Here is a 22,077-nt window from a genome sequence, read left to right as displayed (position 1 = left end):
GTCATCAACAACACCCCCCACCATCATAAAAGAACGTGCTATCCGTCACGTGAATATCACTTTGCCCCAGGCTCGCCAGGTTATTGGCTGTCTTATCACAAACCGCCAAAGGCTGATTGTTCAGTAAAACGTGCCCTTTGTGATCATCGAAGTACTCTTCACCACCGAAGTAGATAGCTGTCTTGCCTGTGAACACACAAGGTCCATCCTCTGGCATCGGATCTTTGATGGCGCATACTTCCACGCTTTCGATGAAAATATCCGTATCAGTATTGTAGTTCCTGGTGTCCAGGATACGGTAAGGCCGCTTAGCGCGGATCTCAACGGTGCCGAATCCAACATCCGTGATCATTTTAATGTACTGCTCCAATGGCAAAGCTCCGCTTAAGCAAAGCGCCCTTAATCGCTCGTCAGCTTTCAGGTTTTCCGGCATGGCCTGCTGTGCGATAGGATCAGAAAGGACCAATCGACCATGTGGCTTAAGTACCCGATACATTTCTTCCAACGCCTTTTTGAGATCTTCTTCATGAAAAATATTGAACAAGCAATTTTGAGCGGCCACATCGATGCTATCATCTTCGATCGGCAGGTTCAGGGCGTCACCTTTTCTTACGGAAACAAAAGACGAATCGAACCAGGAATTAAGCTTTTCCGCTTCTTTGAAATTTTCCTGGCAAGCATCAATCATTTCGTCTACGACATCTACTCCGATTACGCCTTCCTGTTGACGGCTGAAGTATGAAAACTGAAGCAATTCCATGCCTCCACCTACACCTACGTAGAGAATTTTTGGAGAATTGATCAGGTCGCGGGGATGTACCGTACTGCCGCAGCCGTAGTTCATTTCCAGCATTTTTTTGGGAATATCCAATTCGGGAAATGCCCAAACAGGAGTGGTGGTGCAGCACAGCCCGACATCTGGTGTCAAGGCTGCATCTCGGTACAGGTCTTTGGTGGTTTCTAAATAGGTTTCCATTTTATGTCTTTTAAAGTTTTATCGTATTTTATTCCGTGCAGCGATCGGACCGCCGACGTTGCGATCTTTGACGGTATGTGACTTGAGTAAGAAAGATTGCTTCACATGTCTGTTTACAACTAGCCTTATTCGCAATGACGATCCTTTCTTGATTACGTAGTAGTTCCTCCACAGCTTGAGCCGGCACCAGCCGTGCATCCATAGCAATGTTGATTGATGATAATATTTCTGGCTGCTAGCTTTTTCGCATCAAAATCACGAATGTGATCAGGTGCACCACCGTTTAGTTTCAGGTCCAGCATTTGATTGAAATCGCAATCGTAGAGATAGCCATCCCAGCTTACAGAAATGGTATTTCGACACATCACCGCCATGGCTGCTGCCGGATTAAAAGCATTGGCCAGTTCTTCCATGTATTCCTGATATTTTTCCGAGTTGATCAGGTAGTCCAGGAATCGACTCACGGGTAGATTCGTAATTGCAAACAGGTTATTGAACCGGATCTGATACAGATCCAGTAATTTTTGTTTGAAAGTAGCTTCCAGTCCTTCCTGATCATCAGGCAAGAAGGCACCGGATGGGTTGTATACCAGATCAAGCTGAAGTCCTGAGCCTTCTTGACCATAACCCACTTCATTGAGCATTTGCAAGGCTTTGATGGATTGCTCAAAAACACCATCTCCACGTTGTGCGTCTGTTCTACGGGCTGTAAAATAAGGCAAGGAAGAAACCACGTTGACCCGGTGTTTTTTGAAGAATTCAGGTAAGTCATGGTATTTCGGATTGGCCAGAATGATCGTCAGGTTACACCGGACAATGATCTGTTTTCTCAGGGCCGAAAGCTCCTCTACAAACCAGCGGAAATTTGGATTCATTTCAGGAGCGCCTCCCGTAAGGTCTACGGTAGAAACACTGCTACCTTTCAAAGCATCCAAACAGAGCTGCATGGTTTCGCGGGTCATGATCTCCTTACGGTCGGGACCAGCATCGACATGGCAATGCTTACAAACCTGATTGCACATTTTGCCCACATTGATTTGCAGGATGTCAATGCCTGTAGGTTTGAGTGGAAGCAGCCCCATTTCGAGGAGTTGCTGCCCAAAAGCAGGAATGCCCACCGACGTGTGATCGTTTAAGACCTGGACCTGTCGATCTGTTGAGGAAAGCGCATTTTTGGTCTTTTTTAATGTCTGAGTAGCGAGTTTCATTACATCAACTTATCATTGACCTGTTTCATCATTTGTACGCCGTGAACGAGTACTGCGCCCCCTTTTATGGCTCCGGCCACATGGACGGCTTCCATCATTTGAGCTTCATCGGCTCCTTTTTTCAGACAGGAATCCGTGTAGGCATCAATGCAATAAGGACACTGAACAGCATGAGCTACCGCCAGGGCAATAAGCGCTTTTTCGCGTTTGGTCAGGGCTCCTTCCTGAAATACAGAACCGTACCAATCAAAAAACTTGTTGCCTAATTCAGGCTGCCAATCGCTGATTTCCCCAAACTTTTTGAGGTCACCCGCTTCGTAATATTCTTTAGACATGAATAATTGAAATCAATAGTGATAGATGTGCACCAAACAGTGCGACAGAAAACAAGAAAACCGAACTTGACCTTAAGAAAAAGGAGGTGCCTTCAGGCCGAAAGCAAATCGTACAGGACGTAGTGCAATTGCACGATCTTTCAATGGAATATTGATGTAAGTAGTGAGCAGACTCACCACCAGAAGTTTCAATCGCTGGAACTGATGTCCGGAAAAATTGAGTAGCAGATGTAATTCACGACGACTATCAATATCTGCCAATTCCTCGCCAATGGAAAAGCGAAAATCATGCTGTCGGGCGAAAGCGATCAGGTCTTGAAAAGAATGTGCTTCACTCCAGTCGAGGTGTGACCATGTTTGCTGATCAAAAGCATTTTTGTGCAGTCCGATCAGGTAGGTACCTCCATCGCGGGCAGGCCCAAGTACTAAATCATGGTGATCCAGCTGATTCGTTGCCTGCAGGATCATGTTAGTGGTCAATTCCGGAGAATCATTCCCGATCGTGATGATGCGTTCGAATCCCTGATCAAAGACCTGCTGAATGGCATGTGCTAATCGTTCGCCAAAGGTATTTCCCTGCTGTTGATCGGTAGTATAGAGCGGCAGGCCCGTTGCCTCGGCCGTGTGCCGGGAATGACTGATCAGTGTGCTGAAAAACCGTTGATTCAGGCGTTTTTTGCCAGACACCCGTTTGAAGGTCGCTTCTTCTCTCGCTCTTCTGGTAAATAACAATATGGCCGTATTGTGGCTTTTCATGCGTTGGCAAGGTCGCTATATTTTCCCTAAACCTTTGTGAAGCGTGGAATGGTTCACGGAATTTGTCGGATGATGGACGATTTCAAAAAGTTTGTTTTTATCAGAAATAATATCATAATCATTGATGCAGCCCTTGTCTGCTGTAACTTTGCGAACCATATTCAACCAAAACATGCAAATCCCAAAACCTCAGTTGTTGGCGTTATTACTGAGTCTGATTGTTCTTCAACTTTCTGGGCAAGACTTGAAATTATTGGAATTTTCCTATTCCAATTACCCGACGACAGATATCTCGGAATCACCTTTTAGCGAAACAGCCAGTATTCAAGAGTATCAGGTAGCCATACGCGTTCCTATGGTCCTCAAGGACAATAAATGGATTTTACTGCACAGTGGCGTTTATGGTATTGTATTGCCGGACGTGGAACCCAATACGGCTGCCGAAGACCAAAACCTGCATTTTATTGGATACAGTCTTACAGTGATCAAACCCCTCAATCAAAAAAGACAGCTGATAGGAGTGATTCAACCGGCCATTTCTTCACAACTCGATCAAAAACTGTCTGGAGATGATTTCCTGTACCTCGGAAGCCTGGCTTTGTCCACTTCGATAAATAAAAATACCAGATGGACTGCCGGGATTGCTTTCACCAGTCGTTTTGGAAGACCTTTGGTGATTCCCTTATTCGGATTTGATAAAAAGTGGAGTCGGTCGAAGCTGAGTATACTATTTCCTAATAAAGCGGAATGGTATTGGATCAGCAAAGACAAAGCCTGGGAGATTGGTCCCAAAATGGTGCTGAATGGTAGTCAGTTTAACCTGGCAACAGGGACCAGAACCCCATATGATAATGTCCAGTTTTCCAGAGTGAATTTGGGACTAAATATCAACCGGGCTGTGGGTAAAAGTGGCCTGTTTCTAAATGCTTTTTCAGGAATAGCTGCCGGAAGGACTTACGATATTATTTCAGAGTCCCTGCCTGATATTGATTTCAGTTCTGATCCTGGACCGGTCATTTCCTTTGGTCTGTTTTTTAGGCCTTCTATTGAAAAATGAGAAACCTGTTTTTCGCGCTACTGCTATCGCCTTTTACCGCTTTTGGACAGCTTTCCTATCAAATCCATGATTTCGAACTAGCAGAAGGTCATCGAACGCATGTCGAAGAGTCATTAGACTTGCTCATCAAGACCATTCAGAGTAAGACATTCAAGGAAAAAGTATTGGCGGGGAACTACACCGAGGCTTATGTCTACATGGGACGAAAGAGAAAGAACTTTACTAATCAGGAGATACTTGATTATATCCTACATGCAGCTGAAAAAAGTGGAGCAAGGAAGTTCAGTAAAGTCAACCAACCAAAGGTGATGGATTTTAGGTTGTATCCTGCAAGTGACTGTGAGCAACCAACCATTGCTTTTGCCAATTCTGAAAATGGTAGGATCATGATTTGTGATCGGTTCAATTTAGACGCCAATGTCAAATACGGCTACCATGCAGAAACGGCCCGGGTGCTCTTTCATGAGTACATGCACTTGCTTGGCTTCAATCACCTGAAGAAGGCCAAACACAAAACAGCGATTCACCAAATTCCCTACTTTTTTGTAGAAGCGATCAGATAAGTGTAAAACCAAAAAAAGCCACCTGACTTTCGTGCAGGTGGCCTCGTACTTAACACTTAAACAGATCTTAAGCTAATGCGGGTTCCAATTCAGGAGCAGCAGGGAAGTCTACTGGAATTTGAGTAGTTCCGTGCAGGAAGTTGCTCACCGTTTTGTCTCCGATCATGATGATGATATCAATGACATTTTCTTTAGTATAGCCAGCTGCTAACAAGTTGTCGATTGACGTTTGGCTAGGATGACTTCTGTTGATGGTCGCATCTTTTACATAAGCTGCCAATGCATCGAATTTCTCGTTGAAACTAGCCGAGCCACCTCTGATTTCGATGATTTGCTCGTCGGTGAAGCCATTCATTTTTCCAATAGCGGTGTGAGCGGCCAAACAATAAGCACAGTTATTCACCTGGCTCACGACCAAATTCACAACTTCTTTTTCTTTTCCGCTTAATGATGTTTTTCTGCTAGAAAAAGCAAGGTAATCGCCCAGTGCAGTTTCGCTATGTGTGTAGGTTGCGAAGAGATTTGGAACGAATCCTACTTGTTTCTGAAGGTTGTCGAAGATCGCCTGATTGTTTTCTGAAACTTCTTCGCGGGATGGGACATTGAAAGTGCTCATTTTATATTTTGGTTTAATATGTGATTTTAAATGTTACAATTCAATGAACGGAAGTTGTTGACCAAAGGATAGTGCCTATTCGTCCCGAAGGGTTATCAATTGTTCCCGAATGCACCTTTTTGGCTGGCTTCTCGAAAACCTGAGGGGCTCATTTGGGTCTTTTGCTTAAAAAATCTGCTGAAATGTGGTATTTCTGTGAAACCCAGTTCATGGGCAATTTCCTTGGAGGTGCTGTCCGTATAAAGCAACATCCGTTTGGCTTCCAGTACAATTCGATCCAGGATGATCTCCCGCGGTGACCGATCGTGAAATTTCGAGAAGATGTTGGAAATGGTTTTTGGAGACTTATACATGAGGTTGGCATAATCCTGTACCTGGTGTAATTGCTTAAAGTTTTTCTCCACCAATACATTGAACTGCCGGACCACATTTAATTCCGTCGTTTCGACGAGTTCACCGTGCTGCATTTTGTGTAGCCTCGTCATTTTCACAATCAGTCGTTTTAGGATCGTGCGGAGCATTTCCGTTTTAAGGTTGTCATCCTCCTCGGAGAATTCTTCTTTGAAGACTTCAAAGAGCAAGTTGAATTTCAGCTGATCGGCATCAGATAAGGTCAGTGAAAGAGCATCCTTTAAAGTAAAGAAAAGTACACCAGCACAGGAGACTTCTACATCGTGATCTACGATGCAATAAAACTCCCGGTTAAATTGCCAGAAGACGATCTCTTCCGCTTCTACTATTGAAAACGGTATACCCGCATCGATCATCAATAAACTGTTCGGGGCTAGTTCCACTTCATTTTCCCCCAATTGCATGACTTTGATTGACCCTCGATTCCAGGCGATGGTCAGTACTTGCTCCGGATTAGCAAAGTCTTGTTTGACTATTGATTCGTTGTGGATGATCCGAATGATGCCAGCGGCAGCGTTGGTCAAATGTTGCTCGATCATAGCGCTTTAACAGCAATTGCCGGTAGAATGATTCACCTTTCTAAAAAAAGTCTATTTTGAATTCCTAAGGTTAAAAAACGTCTTCCAGCGCGTCTTCGTGACCCGGTCTGGCGTGACCCGGTCCTTCCAGAATTTCTGTTAATGTTAGAAAATTTCAGCGTGCCTGACCAAGGAATCTCATAACGTGCGCTGTTGAGATTCCCGATAAAATGTGCTTAGAGATAAATTTAAATCCCATTTTTCGAGAATGACGTTTTTTCTATTGGTTGAAAAAGTGATGTTATGGATTCTTGTTCGCTTTGTTCATCACCCAAATGATAATGCCAATTAAAAGGACGAATAGAGTACCCATGATCAGCAAGCGACTCACGGCAAAGGCTTTGACAAGACTAATCAGCGCAAAGGCCAGTAAAAGCAACAATAAAAAACGGACCAGACGATTCATTGAGATCGAATTTACAAACTCCGGGATCAATTTGCGGACACTGTTCACCAATTTGGTAGCTTTGCGGTCCAATTGTGAGCAACATGACTTTTGAGCAGGAAATCAAGCGTAGACGTACCTTCGGGATCATTGCCCACCCTGATGCAGGAAAGACAACCTTAACGGAGAAGCTGCTGCTTTTCGGAGGCGCGATCCAAACTGCAGGTGCGGTTAAGTCCAATAAGATTGATATGAATACTCGGTCGGACTGGATGGAGATTGAAAAGCAAAGAGGTATCTCCGTCGCTACTTCGGTGATGGGGTTTGAATACAAAGACCTTAAGATCAATATCCTGGATACGCCTGGTCACGAAGATTTTGCGGAAGACACATACCGAACGCTGACTGCTGTAGACAGTGTGATCATGGTGATCGATTGCGTAAAGGGCGTGGAGCGGCAGACCGAAAAGCTCATGGAAGTGTGCCGCATGCGAAATACGCCGGTACTTTGCTTCATCAACAAGCTCGACCGTGAGGGACGCGACCCGTTCGAATTGCTCGATGAGATCGAAGAAAAGCTGGACATCAAAGTAAGACCTTTGAGCTGGCCAGTGGGTATGGGTAAGACCTTACGCGGAGTTTACAATCTCTATGAGAACAACCTGAACCTTTATGAGCCCAGTAAGACCAAGCGTGTAGAAGAGGTTGTTGAAATTGATGATATCAATAGTCCGGAGATTGAACAACACCTCCCTGATTCTGCAGCAAGTCAATTGCGAGAAGACATAGAATTGATCGATGGCGTGTACGATCCACTGAATGTAGATGATTACCTGAACGGCAAGATTGCTCCGGTATTTTTCGGAAGTGCCGTGAGTAACTTCGGTGTGCGGGAGTTGCTGGATTGTTTCATCAACATTGCGCCTCCTCCTATTTCTCGAGAAACAGAAGCCAGAGAGGTCCTGCCGAACGAGAACAAATTCACCGGATTCATTTTTAAGATCCATGCGAACATGGATCCAAAGCACCGAAATCGGATCGCGTTTGCGCGGATTTGCTCGGGTAAGTTTGAACGAGGAAGCAACTATTATCATGTCCGCCAGGACAAGAAAATCCGTTTCTCCAATGCCACGGCTTTCATGGCCCAACAAAAAGAAACCGTGGAGGAAGCTTTTCCCGGTGATATCGTGGGTCTCTATGATACGGGTAACCTGAAAATCGGAGATACCATTTCCGAAGGGGAAAAAGGACTTTACAAAGGCATACCAAGTTTCTCTCCTGAGCTTTTCAAAGAGGTGATCAACCTTGATGCAATGAAAGCCAAGCAACTAGAAAAAGGACTGCTCCAATTGATGGATGAAGGAGTTGCACAGTTGTTCTCTTATGAAATGGGTGCTCGAAAAGTCGTGGGTACGGTTGGAGCACTTCAGTTTGAAGTATTGCAGCATCGCTTACTCAATGAGTATGGTGCCAAAGTACAGTTCAGTCCGGTCAACATCTACAAGGCTTGCTGGATCTCCGGTTCGGACAATGATATCGATGCGTTTGTCAAAGACAAGTACCGCTACATTGCCCGTGACAAGGAAGGTAAGCTCGTATTCATGGCTGAAACCCGCGCCTGGTTACAAATGGTGCAGGACAACTTCCCAGAAGTGGAATTTCATTTTATTAGTGAGTTTTAAGCTCTTTGATGATTCGGGGGGCTAGTTGAGTTTCTTGTATTACGCGCCTGGTTAGGATCAATTCAAGAAGTCTAAATAAAAACCTTTGGACATTACCATGTTGATCAAACTGTAACATCCCAATACTCTTTGCGTCACACTTTCAAATACTTTTTCTGATGCAAAGAATCAAAACATTTGTCTGGGCCCAGGTTTTAATCATTTACACCCGTTATCTCCTCGGCGGAGCTTTCGTTTTTGCTAGTTTAATCAAAATCAAAGGCAAACGCTTCACTTCAGAAAGTGGAGCAGCTAACCCCATAGATAGCGCCTGGCATTTTTTTGAGACCATGTATCAATCCGGGTTGTATTGGAAATTCATTGGGATTGGACAATTAGTTGCTGGATTCTTGTTGATGACCCAACGATATGCCAAATTGGGAGCGTTGGCTTATTTTACAATCATCGCCAATATTTTCGTGATTACGCTATCGTACGATTTCGCCTATACTCCCGTCGTGACAGGATTAATGCTATTTGCCAATGTCTGCTTAATTACTTGGGACTGGGATCAATTCAAGGTCCTTTTCAATTTACCGATGACCCTGGACCATTCATTCAGACTTGAAAAGGATCAACTCTGGGAGGTTACGGGAATTAGCATGTTCTTTTTCACTTTTTTGTATCGACTGTTTGTTGATCGGTATGACCTTCTCTTTTGGCTTCTGATTTGCGTAGCTATTGGATTTACAGCTTTGATCATTGGGCTCTATAGAGAGCGAAAAAGGAAGCTGAAGGAAGTTCTGAGTGTGGCCCGATAGGGAATGTATCTTTTCATCAAGATCTCTTGCGTAATTGCTTATTCTGGCGACATTTGAATTGACAAAGAATCTGGCAATTGACTTTCTTCAAAGGATACCGGACCAAATACGTGCACAATGCTATTGTGTTGAATGCCAGACCGGATGACATCTGGAGAGAAATTACCAATGTCGGTGTAGCAGATTTTGATTTTCCGTGGTTGTTCAGATTGCTAGGAGTTCCTAAACCTTTATCGGCGGAAGTCATCAAAGAAGGAGTTGGAGGATATCGTGTGGCAAAATTTTCCAATGGGGCCGAATTCCATCAAAATATCCTGGAATGGGAGGTCAACAGGAAGTATCGCTTCCAATTTAATGCCACGCAGAACTTCCGTGTCGGGCACTTCATGAACTTGTCAAAAGGGCCATTTCAGATCCTTACGGGAGGGTACGATTTACTCGATCACGAAGATGGGATCTTGCTGATCTTATCCAGCAATTACGAACTACATGGTATCCTCGGCAGACTGATGCACCTTTCTTTTCGGTGGGTTGTGTATGCCTTTCAGAAGCACCTGCTCAAGGGAATTGCCCTGAATCTGGAGCAGAAATAACCTCCGGGACCAGACACTGAAGCGGCCATTAATTTCACTTGATTTTTTTGTTCGTAAGGCTAATTGATATTCAAATTCCTATAAGTCCTTGTTTCTGTTAGTGATTTATCTGCAAGAGTAAGAATGATGCTCAATTTCAAACTTGAAGTTGTAAGCGCTTTCTACTAATAAATTCAATGATCCGCTGTGTAGTAATTGTCCTTGAGTGGATTTGGACATTTTTCAGAAACGTGTGTTTTCAATGAATCCCTGGTTTTTATGGATTAAAAAGGTCTGTGGGTTTTTTAATGATTGGTGGCCGAAAAATCAGAATGCTATTCCTTAGTTCAGTTTTTTCTCATAAAACACTTGGAGGCAATGGTTTAATATTCGTATATTTAGTAATTGACGGATTTGACTATTCAAATTCTCTGGGAATGTCTGTAATTGTTAGACATGAACTTCATGTCCTAAGAATAAAAATCACACTTAACTATTTGTGATTGAATTTTTTTTTACATTAGCATTCTGTGAATTCCTTTAATCACCACCGCCATGAGACATTACTTCTTGATTTTTATTCTAGTAAACCTGGGTTTTTGTGCTTTTTCGCAAAGTCGTGATTCAGTAAAATACAAAGCAGATCATGAGAAGCTTAACCTTCAAGACTCGTTAAAGTCTCGGGAAAACCAATCCGCCAACAAGTCCCAACAGAGTGGAGTTGATCTCAAATCTTTCAAGAATTCCTCAGGTGCTTTATCTGAGAATCAAGGAAGCACTAGCAGCCTGACTCATCGGAAACCAGAACGAGATAGCCTGAAAGAAGCAACAAAACAAGTCGAGACTTTACCTTCTGAGATCGATCAGTCAAACCTGTCCAGGACTGAAAGACATGCCAATCTGGATCAGGCAACATCAACTTTGGTAGTGGACGCAACCAAGAGCAAAACCACGGGTTCCCAACTCGAGCCATCCGCGAGTGACCATTTAAATACATTTGGAGTTGCAGATCAAAGGACCGATGGTGCATCCTGGACGGAAAACGCCGCGAATATTCTTGAAGATGAGAATTACAATGCGCAACTTCAATCACCTGAGGCAGATACTACAACGAATAACAACTCCAAAGGGGAACCTGTTCACGCATCCTCAGGCGGAGCAAACCTGGAGATCCCATTCACGTCCTTAAGTCTGGATCCGGTAAGAATGGATCAAACAGAAACGATCACGATTACAGTAAATGAGGTGGGGGGTGCTTCGATATCGGGACGAGAGGTGCGCTATTACTTATCTACCAATACCACAATTAGCACTTCAGACTTCTACATTGGAAACGACTATGTGTATTTGTCGGCAAATGGAAGCGGAACTGAAAGCATATCTTTCGTTCCTCAGAATATCAGTGGATTAACTACCGGTAATTATTATGTGGGTATAATCATACCTGATGAAAACGAATATTGGTATCGGAACGACCCGTTGACGATCAACCCAGCGGGAACCTCAAATCTGGAAATCCCTACCACGGTATTGAGTCTGGATCCGGTAAGAATGGATCAAACAGAGACCATTACCATTACGGTGAATGAAGTAGGTGGGACTTCTGTATCGAACAGGGAGGTTCGTTATTACCTATCTACAAACACCACGATCAGTACTACTGATTATTACCTGGGTAATGATTTTGTGACTTTATCTGCGAATGGGAGCGGTACGGAAAGCATATCCTTCATGCCTCAAAATATTTCTGGTATCTCTCCGGGAGATTATTATGTAGGTATGATCATACCTGATGAGAATGAATATTGGTATAGGAATGACCCATTGACCATAACCGCTGCCAATGGTGTTGCAAATCTCGAAATCCCTACTACGGTGTTGAGTCTGGATCCGGTAAGAATGGATCAAACGGAGACCATTACCATTACAGTAAACGAGGTAGGTGGGGCTTCTGTATCGAACAGGGAGGTTCGTTACTACCTATCTACAAACACCACGATCAGTACCACTGATTATTACCTGGGTAATGATTTTGTGACTTTATCTGCGAATGGGAGCGGCACTGAAAGCATATCCTTCATTCCACAAAATATTTCCGGTATCTCTCCGGGAGATTATTATGTAGGTATGATCATACCTGATGAGAATGAATATTGGTACAGGAACGACCCATTGACCATCAATGCGGCGGCAACCCCAGACCTGGAAATCCCTACCACGGTATTGAGTTTGGACCCAGTAAGAATGGATCAAACGGAGACCATTACCATTACGGTGAATGAGGTAGGTGGTGCTTCAGTATCGAACAGGGAGGTTCGCTACTACCTATCAACAAATACCTCTATTAGCACAACCGATTATTATATAGGTAGAGATTTTGTGACTTTATCTGCAAATGGAAGTGGTACTGAAAGCATATCTTTTGTTCCTCAGAACATTTCTGGTGTATCTCCGGGAGATTTTTATGTAGGTATGATCATACCTGATGAGAATGAGGCATGGTATAGGAACGACCCCTTGACCATCACCGCAGCGGGAACCCCAGACCTTGAGATCCCTACTACGGTATTGAGTCTGGATCCGGTAAGAATGGATCAAACGGAGACCATTATCATTACAGTGAATGAGGTAGGCGGGGCCGCCGTAACCAACAGGGAGGTTCGTTACTACCTATCTACAAATACTACGATCAGCACTACTGATTATTACTTAGGCAATGATTTTGTGACTTTATCTGCGAATGGGAGCGGAACGGAAAGCATATCTTTCATTCCTCAGAACATTTCTGGTGTATCTCCGGGAGATTATTATGTGGGTATGATCATACCTGATGAGAATGAATCGTGGTACAGGAATGATCCATTGACCATTACCGCTGCTGGAGTGGCAAATCTTGAAATCCCTACTACGGTGTTGAGCATGGATCCGGTAAGAATGGATCAAACAGAGACCATTACCATTACGGTGAATGAGGTAGGTGGTGCTTCAGTATCGAACAGGGAGGTTCGTTACTACCTATCTACAAACACCACGATTACCACAACCGATCATTACATAGGGAGTGATTTTGTGACTTTATCCTCGAATGGCAGCGGAACGGAAAGCATATCTTTCATTCCGCAAAGCATTACTGGCGTATCTCCGGGAGATTACTATGTAGGTATGATCATACCTGATGAGAATGAATCGTGGTACAGGAACGATCCCTTGACCATCACCCCAGCAGGAACCCCAGACCTTGAGATCCCTACTACGGTATTGAGTTTGGACCCAGTAAGAATGGATCAAACAGAGACCATTACCATTACGGTGAATGAGGTAGGTGGCGCCTCTGTATCGAACAGGGAGGTTCGTTATTACCTATCTACAAACACCACGATCAGCACCGCTGATCATTACCTGGGTAATGATTTTGTGACTTTATCCGCGAATGGTAGCGGAACGGAGAGCATATCCTTCATTCCTCAAAATATTTCCGGCATCTCTCCGGGAGATTATTATGTCGGAATGATCATACCTGATGAGAATGAATATTGGTACAGAAACGACCCATTGACCATCACCGCTGCTGGAGTGGCAAATCTTGAAATCCCTACTACGGTGTTGAGTCTGGATCCTGTAAGAATGGATCAAACGGAGACCATTACCATTACGGTGAATGAGGTAGGTGGGACTTCTGTATCGAACAGGGAGGTTCGTTATTACCTATCCACAAATACCACGATTAGCTCCACTGATCATTATCTAGGCAATGATTTTGTGACTCTATCCGCGAATGGTAGCGGAACGGAAAGCATATCTTTCGTTCCTCAGAACATTACTGGTGTATCTCCGGGAGATTATTATGTCGGAATGATCATACCTGATGAGAATGAATATTGGTACAGGAACGACCCATTGACAATCACCGCAGCGGGATCCCCAAACCTGGAAATACCAACAAGTACGCTGAGTTTGGACCCGGTAGGGATGGATGAAACGGAAACCCTCACGATCACGGTTAATGAGGTTGGTGGATCGTCAGTTTCTAACCGAGAGATACAATATTATCTATCAACGAACACGACGATAGAAACCTCCGATTTCTACATCGGGAACGACTTTGTATCCTTACCAGCGAATGGTTCGGGCACAGAAAGTATATCCTTTATACCGCAGGATATCTCAGGTGTAACCCCAGGAGATTACTATGTAGGTATGATAATCCCAGCAGAAAATGAATATTGGTACAGGCTTGACCCGTTGACGATTACTGGAGGGGCTCCGGGGCCGGATATCAATGTCTCTCCGACGGAGTTAGTCATTAATGAAGGTTCTGATGCCTCCGGGATATTAAATAATGAATCAGAGGAGTCTTCAAATAGAGCTGCTATCAAATTGGGAAATAAGTTGATATATACGGAGGAAGTGAGCGCTGTGGAATCGGGAGAATTGAAGTCCAACGAAGGCCATTACCTCATGATTCAGTTTCAGTCATTACCTACGCTTAAGGAGCTTAATACTTGGAACCTTTCGCCAGTTAACTATGTACCTGATAATACGATCGTTGTGAAAATTCCAGTTGGTTTTAATTGGTCTGGATTACCTCAAGCCACCAGAATTGCAAAAATGGAGTTATCTAATAAGTACGCTCCTTCGGTAAATGAAAGTTTGGAGAATTCAATGGAGAGCGAAGCTTTTTTCTATGTACAAGCATTTAGTGATGTCTCCAATGATCGATTAAGGGAAATTGTTATCAATTCCAGGGCTACTATTACGTCACAAAGAATTAATCTGCCGAATGTTTTGCAGGTTTCGATGAATCGATCAACCCTTGAAACGCTAGCTCTTAATGAGGAGGTTGCCTGGATTTATCCATCGGAAAGTAATGCAGAAAGCCAATGGTTTTGCCCCGGAGCAGTCACTGAATATGGGCCAGTTGCTCCATTCGTAACACTGGGTGACGGTTGGGATGGTCCAGGCCTTGGTTCAGCAGATTTGTCATATGTCTTTATTAATGGAACACCTGATATTTCAGGGGACCTTGAGCAAGATGAAGTGAGGAGGGCGCTACGAGAGTGGAGTAGACATGCCGCTATCTCCTGGCAGGAAATTCAAACAGCGGGACAAAATCGCTCTCTTGATATATTATTCGCTTCTGGCGAACATGGTGATGGTAACCCATTTGACGGGCCCGGAAGCGTTTTAGCTCATGCATATTTTCCTGTCAATCCAAACCCCGAGACCATAGCAGGAGATATCCATTTCGATGAAGATGAATTCTGGAGGATTGCTGCTGATATTGATATGTTCAGCGTCGCGCTGCACGAAGTAGGGCACTCGCTTGGCTTGAGACATTCCAGTGATAATGACGCAGTGATGTTCCCAACTTATTCCGGGCCAATAAATGGGCTAGGTCAGGACGATATTAATGGAATTTTAAGTCTTTATGCAGCCAGCAACTCCATTACCATATCTAATACCGGTGGACAAGTATTAACGATCTCTGATATCACCACTCAGGATTGGATTTTGTTAGAAGAGACTACTTTCCCGATAAACGTGGCAGCAAATGAAAGTGTGACACTGACTGTAGGAATAGATTGGACACAAATTAATGTGGAAACTACAGGTGATATTGTCATTCAGTCCAATGATGCGGATGAGTCCAATGTAACAGTATCTGTAAGGGCGATACCAAGCACTACCAATGATGTAAACCTGGAATACAGTGACTTACTGATTAAGGATGGATCAGGTGGAGGCACTGGTGATGGGGATGGACGAGCGGAGCCGGGTGAAGTGATCTCACTGGAAGTAGAGCTTTACAACAGCGGCACCACTGATGCCAATAATGTGCAGGCGACTTTATCTACGACAGATACGGATATCACCATTATCGATGATTCTGAAAACTGGGGAAGTATCACCTCGGATACCCGGAAATGGGATGGAGATTTTGAATTCTCTATTTCAGGATCATCCGCAGAAAAAGATATACAATTCACGCTGGACATCACTTCCGACGAAGGTGCCTGGACTGATACATTTACATTTCCAGTTTCTTCGCAAGACCAGACTTATAACATTACTACCAGTGCTTCCCCGAGAAATAGCGGATCAATTAGCGGTAGTGGTACCTATGAGCATGGTGCGACAGCAACTTTGGAAGCCACTCCCTTACCAGGGTACTACTTTGTGAACTGGACGGAAGACGGGACCGAAATTTCAGCTGAGTCTACACTAAGTTTCATCGTTACTTCGGATCGTAGTTTGGTGGCGAACTTTGCACTTGAATCCTTCACGATTACGGCAGGTGCGTCGCCCTCCGAGGGCGGGTCAATCACTGGCAGCGGCACCTATGAGTTTGGTGAGACAGCAACGCTGGAAGCCACTCCCTCAACGGGATACAACTTTGTGAATTGGACCGAGAATGGCACTGAAATTTCAACCGCGTCTACATTGAGCTTTACTGTGGATTCCGACAGGGATTTGGTGGCTAATTTCGTCATTCAGACTTTTGACATAACTACTGACGCTTTGCCCGTCGAAGGAGGAACGGTGACTGGAGCAGACACCTATGATTATGGACAGACAGCCACTCTTTCTGCTTCAGCAAATGCCGGTTATATTTTCGTCAATTGGACATTGAACAATGAGGTATTCTCCACGCATTCATCTATTGATATTATTGTTACTGAGGCCCTTCATCTCGTAGCACAATTTGATGAGAATCCATTTGTTATTACTGCCGCTTCCTCACCTCCAGAAGGAGGAACGGTTGATGGAGCTGGTAATTACCTGCATTCTCAAACGGCAACACTTGTTGCCACTCCCTCAATTGGTTACGATTTTGTGAACTGGACCGAAGATGGCACCGAAATTTCAACAGCGGCTACGTTGAGTTTTACTGTGACTTCAGACAGGGATTTTGTGGCCAATTTCGTCATTCAATCTTTCGATATAACTATTGAGGCTTTACCTGTCGAAGGAGGCACGGTGACCGGAGCAGGTACTTATGATTACGGACAGCCAGCCAGCCTTTCTGCTACAGCAAATGCCAATTATACTTTCGTTAATTGGACGTTAAACAATGAGATATACTCCACGCATTCATCTATTGATATTATCGTTACGGAAACCCTTCATCTCGTAGCACAATTTGATGAGAATCCATTTGTTATATCTGCCACTAGTTCACCTTCGGATGGAGGAACGGTTGATGGCACCGGGAATTACCTGGATTCTCAAGTGGCTACACTTGTTGCCATCCCTTCAACTGGTTATGATTTTGTGAACTGGTCTGAAGGTGGTACCGAAATTTCAACAGCGGCTACGTTGATTTTTACTGTGACTTCAGACAGGGATTTGGTAGCCAATTTCGAGCTTCAATCCTTTGAAATCACAGCAAGTGCGGATCCTTCGGCGGGAGGCACCGTGAGCGGAGGTGGTACCTATGAGTATGGTCAGACAGTTACTTTGGAAGCTACAGTGGAAACAGGTTACGATTTTGTAAACTGGTCTGAAGGTGGCACCGAAATTTCAACATCGGCTACGTTGAGTTTTGCTGTGACTTCAGACAGGAATTTGGTAGCCAATTTCGAGCTTCAATCCTTTGAAATCATAGCGAGTGCGGATCCTTCGGCGGGAGGCACCGTGAGCGGAGGTGGTACCTATGAGTATGGTCAGACAGTTACTTTGGAAGCTACAGTGGAAACAGGTTACGATTTTGTAAACTGGACTGAGGATGGCACAGAAGTTTCAACGGATGCCACCTATGAATTCTCTGTGACTACAGCACGAGACCTTGTGGCCAATTTCGAGCTTCAATCCTTTGAAATCACAGCGAGTGCCGATCCTTCTTCGGGAGGCACCGTGAGCGGAAATGGCACTTATGATTATGGTCAGACCGCTACTTTAGAAGCCACTGCGGAACCGGGTTACGATTTTGTAAACTGGACTGAAGATGGTGTTGAAGTTTCAACGGATGCCACCTATGCATTCACAGTAGCCTCAGCACGAGACTTTGTGGCCAATTTTGTGATTCAATCCTTTGAAATCACAGCGAGTGCCGATCCTTCTTCGGGAGGCACCGTGAGCGGAAATGGCACTTATGATTATGGTCAGACCGCTACTTTAGAAGCCACTGCGGAACCGGGTTACGATTTTGTAAACTGGACTGAAGATGGTGTTGAAGTTTCAACGGATGCCACCTATGCATTCACAGTGGCTTCAGCACGAGACTTTGTGGCCAATTTTGTGATTCAATCCTTTGAAATCACAGGGAGTGCAGATCCTTCTTCGGGAGGCACCGTGAGCGGGAGTGGGAGCTATGATTATGGTCAGACCGCTACTTTAGAGGCCACTGTGGAACCGGGTTACGATTTTGTAAACTGGACTGAAGATGGTGTTGAAGTTTCAACGGATGCCACCTATGCATTCACAGTGGCCTCAGCACGAGACTTTGTGGCCAATTTTGTGATTCAATCCTTTGAAATCACAGGGAGTGCAGATCCTTCTTCGGGAGGCACCGTGAGCGGGAGTGGGAGCTATGATTATGGTCAGACCGCTACTTTAGAGGCCACTGTGGAACCGGGTTACGATTTTGTAAACTGGACTGAAGATGGTGTTGAAGTTTCAACGGATGCCACCTATGCATTCACAGTGGCCTCAGCACGAGACTTTGTGGCCAATTTTGTGATTCAATCCTTTGAAATCACAGGGAGTGCAGATCCTTCTTCGGGAGGCACCGTGAGCGGGAGTGGGAGCTATGATTATGGTCAGACCGCTACTTTAGAGGCCACTGTGGAACCGGGTTACGATTTTGTAAACTGGACTGAAGATGGTGTTGAAGTTTCAACGGATGCCACCTATGCATTCACAGTGGCCTCAGCACGAGACTTTGTGGCCAATTTTGTGATTCAATCCTTTGAAATCACAGCGAGTGCAGATCCTTCTTCGGGAGGCACCGTGAGCGGGAGTGGGAGCTATGATTATGGTCAGACCGCTACTTTAGAGGCCACTGTGGAACCGGGTTACGATTTTGTAAACTGGACTGAAGATGGTGTTGAAGTTTCAACGGATGCCATCTATGCATTCACAGTGGCCTCAGCACGAGACTTTGTGGCCAATTTTGTGATTCAATCCTTTGAAATCACAGGGAGTGCAGATCCTTCTTCAGGAGGCACCGTGAGCGGGAGTGGGAGCTATGATTATGGTCAGACCGCTACTTTAGAGGCCACTGTGGAACCGGGTTACGATTTTGTAAACTGGACTGAAGATGGTGTTGAAGTTTCAACGGATGCCACCTATGCATTCACAGTGGCCTCAGCACGAGACTTTGTGGCCAATTTTGTGATTCAATCCTTTGAAATCTCAGCGAGTGCAGATCCTTCTTCGGGAGGCACCGTGAGCGGGAGTGGGAGCTATGATTATGGTCAGACCGCTACTTTAGAGGCCACTGTGGAACCGGGTTACGATTTTGTAAACTGGACTGCAGATGGTGTTGAAGTTTCAACGGATGCCACCTATGCATTCACAGTGGCCTCAGCACGAGACTTTGTGGCCAATTTCGAGATTCAATCCTTCGCAATCGCAGCAAGCGCCGATCCTTCCTCGGGAGGCACCGTGAGCGGGAATGGGAGCTATGATTACGGTCAGACAGCTACTTTAGCAGCTACGGTGGAAACAGGTTACGATTTTCTAAACTGGACTGAGGGCGATGTTGAGGTTTCAACAGATGCCAGCTATGAATTCATAGTGACCTCAGCACGGACGCTCGTGGCCAATTTCGAGATTCAATCCTTCGCAATCGCAGCGAGTGCTGATCCCTCTTCGGGAGGAACAGTTAGCGGGAGTGGCACTTATGATTATGATAAGACAGCTACTTTAGTAGCCTCTGAGGAATCGGGTTACGATTTTATAAACTGGACTGAGGAAGGGGTAGAAGTTTCAACGGACGCCACCTATGAATTTACAGTTACCTCGGCACGAACGCTCGTGGCCAATTTCGAGATTCAATCCTTCGACATCATAGCGAGTGCCAATCCCTCTTCGGGAGGCACGGTGAGCGGAGATGGTACCTATGATTATGGTAAGACAGTTACTTTAGAAGCCACAGTGGAACCGGGTTACGCTTTTGTAAACTGGACTGAGGATGGCGCAGAAGTTTCGACGGATGCCACCTTCGAATTTACAGTTACCTCAACACGGACGCTCGTGGCTAATTTCATAATCCAATCCTTCACAATCACGGCGAGTGCCGATCCTTCATCGGGAGGAACAGTTAGCGGGAGTGGCACTTATGATTATGATAAGACAGCTACTTTAGTAGCCTCTGAGGAATCGGGTTACGATTTTATAAACTGGACCGAGGATGGAACAGAAGTTTCGACGAACGCCACCTATGAATTCACGGTGACTTCAAACAGAGATTTGGTGGCCCACTTCGAGCGTGTATTGAGCGTGGACCCATCAAGTCAACAGGAAATAGAACTATATCCTAATCCCGTCAAAACTTTTTTGACCATCAAGTGGAGCAATTTCGATCAGGCCCGCGTCCTGGAACTATCCGGAAAGCAATTAGTGCAGTCCAGCAATAGAACTTTGGATTTACGTTCATTGAACTCAGGGGTCTACTTGTTAATTCTTCGGGGGAAGAATAATGATCAACAAGTATTCCGTTTGATAAAAGAATAAATTGGATGCTAGATATGGCACTGACGAGTTAATCCCTTCAACACTATACCAGGTCTAAAAAGAGGGTGCCTCAAAAGGCACTCTCTTTTTTTAGGTTAGCTATTTAACAGCTACTGGTAAAAGTATAGGTCGATAAATTTTACTTGAATTAATGCTTTTGAGACAGCCTCTTGTGCTTAAATAGATTAAAAGGTCATCGAACGAAAGAAAACTGCTTTTTATCTAAAAGTCTGAAATGCCGGTTTTACAAGATCGGTTTATATCGATCTGTGTATGCGATTCGCAGTTACACCACTTAACGTCGTTGGCTTATATCGATTGATATGACTTATATCAACTAAGGATTGATTAGTTTGAACCATTCTTTCCATATTATGAATAAGTTGACCTACACTTTTATCGCCATTCTAGTTTTATCAAGCTGTATGAACAATTCCCAACAATCCGCTACTAAGGAAAAAGTTGACGAACCTGAATCATTGGCTTCCGCAACGTTTGACTGGGAAGGTTGTATGATTGGAATGTATCCCGAACATGGCAATGAACTAATTCCTTCCGGAGACTTTCATGAGATCGACGAATTTGAAGCCAATATTGGCAGACAAGTCGGGTCAGTTGTGTGGTTTCCAACCTGGGATGATGAATTTCCTACTTTGGCCTGTAATAAACTTGCCGAACGAGGTATCATGCCTCATTTGACCTGGGAATTGTTCTGGCCTTCACAAGACCCCAATAACGCACGTGAAACTGGAATCAACGGTTATCAGGGCTTCCTTGATGTATTAGATGGGAAATACGATGCCTACATTGATCGATTTGCAGAGGACGCCAAAGCTTTTGACAGGATGGTCCTGATGAGGTTTCTACATGAATTCAATGGCAACTGGTATGTCTGGAGTGGGAACAAAAATGGAAAGGAGAACGGAGGACCGGAACAAGTAATAGCAGTCTGGAAATATGTAGTGGACCGGTTCAAAGCGAAAGGCGCAGACAATGTAAAATGGTTGTGGGTCCCTCATGGACCTTCTACGGACATGTCTTTAGAACCCTGGAATCATGTTTCCCAATACTGGCCAGGGGATGAGTACGTGGACTGGATTGGACTGGATGGTTACAACTTCTACCCAAAAGACCCTTGGGGAGGTGACCGGCCTTACCGGGATTTTGATAACTGCTTCAGAAAATTGTATGACGATTGTGCGAATTTAGGAGAGCAGCCAATGATGATTGCCGAGTTTGGAACAGGGGAGTTTGAGTATAAAGGAAGTAATAAGGCGGATTGGATGTCAGATGCTTTCCAAAAAATCAAAACAGACTATCCACGAGTAAAGATTTTTACATGGTTCAACATTAATAAGGAACTTGATTGGAGGGTGAATTCTTCTCCCGAGGCATTAACTGCATTTCAGGCAGCAATGAAGGATACGTATTATGTTGGATCAGGTCTACAAGACAAATAGT

At 44.6% G+C, this 22,077-nt stretch carries 14 protein-coding genes; 7 read left to right on the top strand and 7 right to left on the bottom strand.

Annotated features, from left to right (window positions below):
- Positions 1–4: 4 nt before the first annotated feature.
- The 4 genes from arsM to R8G66_28695 all read right to left on the bottom strand — a co-directional run bounded on the left by arsM (position 5) and on the right by R8G66_28695 (position 3,275).
- The gene (gene arsM, locus R8G66_28710) at positions 5–976 is read right to left on the bottom strand and encodes an arsenosugar biosynthesis arsenite methyltransferase ArsM (protein ID MDW3196390.1); all 972 of its coding nucleotides are present in this window, start codon (positions 974–976) and stop codon (positions 5–7) included.
- A gap of 152 nt (positions 977–1,128) precedes the next feature.
- The gene (arsS, locus tag R8G66_28705; protein ID MDW3196389.1) at positions 1,129–2,184 is read right to left on the bottom strand and encodes an arsenosugar biosynthesis radical SAM protein ArsS; all 1,056 of its coding nucleotides are present in this window, start codon (positions 2,182–2,184) and stop codon (positions 1,129–1,131) included.
- Entirely contained in the window at positions 2,184–2,519 is a 336-nt protein-coding gene (locus tag R8G66_28700) for an arsenosugar biosynthesis-associated peroxidase-like protein (protein MDW3196388.1), read from the bottom strand. The genes arsS and R8G66_28700 overlap by 1 nt, the downstream gene beginning before the upstream one ends.
- 72 nt (positions 2,520–2,591) lie before the next feature.
- Positions 2,592–3,275 carry a DUF2064 domain-containing protein gene (locus R8G66_28695; GenBank protein MDW3196387.1) on the bottom strand — a complete coding sequence of 228 codons (684 nt, stop codon included), beginning with the start codon at positions 3,273–3,275 and terminating at the stop codon, positions 2,592–2,594.
- A 172-nt stretch (positions 3,276–3,447) separates the two neighbouring features.
- On the opposite strand from R8G66_28695, the gene R8G66_28690 reads away from it, so the two are divergent.
- Positions 3,448–4,332: a DUF6268 family outer membrane beta-barrel protein gene (locus R8G66_28690; protein MDW3196386.1), complete on the top strand. Its 885-nt coding sequence runs from the start codon at positions 3,448–3,450 to the stop codon at positions 4,330–4,332.
- Entirely contained in the window at positions 4,329–4,895 is a 567-nt protein-coding gene (locus R8G66_28685; GenBank protein ID MDW3196385.1) for a hypothetical protein, read from the top strand. Before R8G66_28690 ends, R8G66_28685 begins: the two co-directional genes overlap by 4 nt.
- Positions 4,896–4,962: 67 nt before the next feature.
- Here R8G66_28685 and R8G66_28680 read toward each other — a convergent pair whose 3' ends face one another.
- The 3 genes from R8G66_28680 to R8G66_28670 all read right to left on the bottom strand — a co-directional run bounded on the left by R8G66_28680 (position 4,963) and on the right by R8G66_28670 (position 6,906).
- On the bottom strand, positions 4,963–5,511 hold the full coding sequence (locus tag R8G66_28680; GenBank protein MDW3196384.1) for a carboxymuconolactone decarboxylase family protein: 549 nt from the start codon (positions 5,509–5,511) through the stop codon (positions 4,963–4,965).
- A gap of 95 nt (positions 5,512–5,606) precedes the next feature.
- On the bottom strand, positions 5,607–6,461 hold the full coding sequence (locus R8G66_28675) for a helix-turn-helix domain-containing protein (GenBank protein MDW3196383.1): 855 nt from the start codon (positions 6,459–6,461) through the stop codon (positions 5,607–5,609).
- Positions 6,462–6,741: 280 nt separating this feature from the next.
- Complete coding sequence (locus tag R8G66_28670) at positions 6,742–6,906, bottom strand: hypothetical protein (protein ID MDW3196382.1); 165 nt, start codon at positions 6,904–6,906, stop codon at positions 6,742–6,744.
- An 83-nt stretch (positions 6,907–6,989) separates the two neighbouring features.
- Here R8G66_28670 and R8G66_28665 point away from each other — a divergent pair, with 83 nt between their 5' ends.
- From R8G66_28665 to R8G66_28645, 5 genes are all read left to right on the top strand, one after another.
- Entirely contained in the window at positions 6,990–8,567 is a 1,578-nt protein-coding gene (locus tag R8G66_28665; GenBank protein ID MDW3196381.1) for a peptide chain release factor 3, read from the top strand.
- A 158-nt stretch (positions 8,568–8,725) separates the two neighbouring features.
- Positions 8,726–9,367: a hypothetical protein gene (locus R8G66_28660; GenBank protein MDW3196380.1), complete on the top strand. Its 642-nt coding sequence runs from the start codon at positions 8,726–8,728 to the stop codon at positions 9,365–9,367.
- Positions 9,368–9,444: 77 nt separating this feature from the next.
- Positions 9,445–9,960, top strand: a complete 516-nt coding sequence (locus R8G66_28655) for a hypothetical protein (protein MDW3196379.1) — start codon at positions 9,445–9,447, stop codon at positions 9,958–9,960.
- A gap of 534 nt (positions 9,961–10,494) precedes the next feature.
- Complete coding sequence (locus tag R8G66_28650; protein ID MDW3196378.1) at positions 10,495–20,616, top strand: matrixin family metalloprotease; 10,122 nt, start codon at positions 10,495–10,497, stop codon at positions 20,614–20,616.
- Positions 20,617–21,041: 425 nt separating this feature from the next.
- A complete protein-coding gene (locus R8G66_28645) occupies positions 21,042–22,076 on the top strand; it encodes a glycosyl hydrolase (GenBank protein MDW3196377.1) in 1,035 nt (344 codons plus the stop codon).
- The last annotated feature ends 1 nt before the right edge of the window (position 22,077 follow it).

Source organism: Cytophagales bacterium (assembly GCA_033344775.1).
Taxonomy (GTDB): domain Bacteria; phylum Bacteroidota; class Bacteroidia; order Cytophagales; family Cyclobacteriaceae; genus JAWPMT01.
Note: the sequence above shows the minus strand (reverse complement) of the source record. Positions and strands in the feature narration are given on the sequence as shown.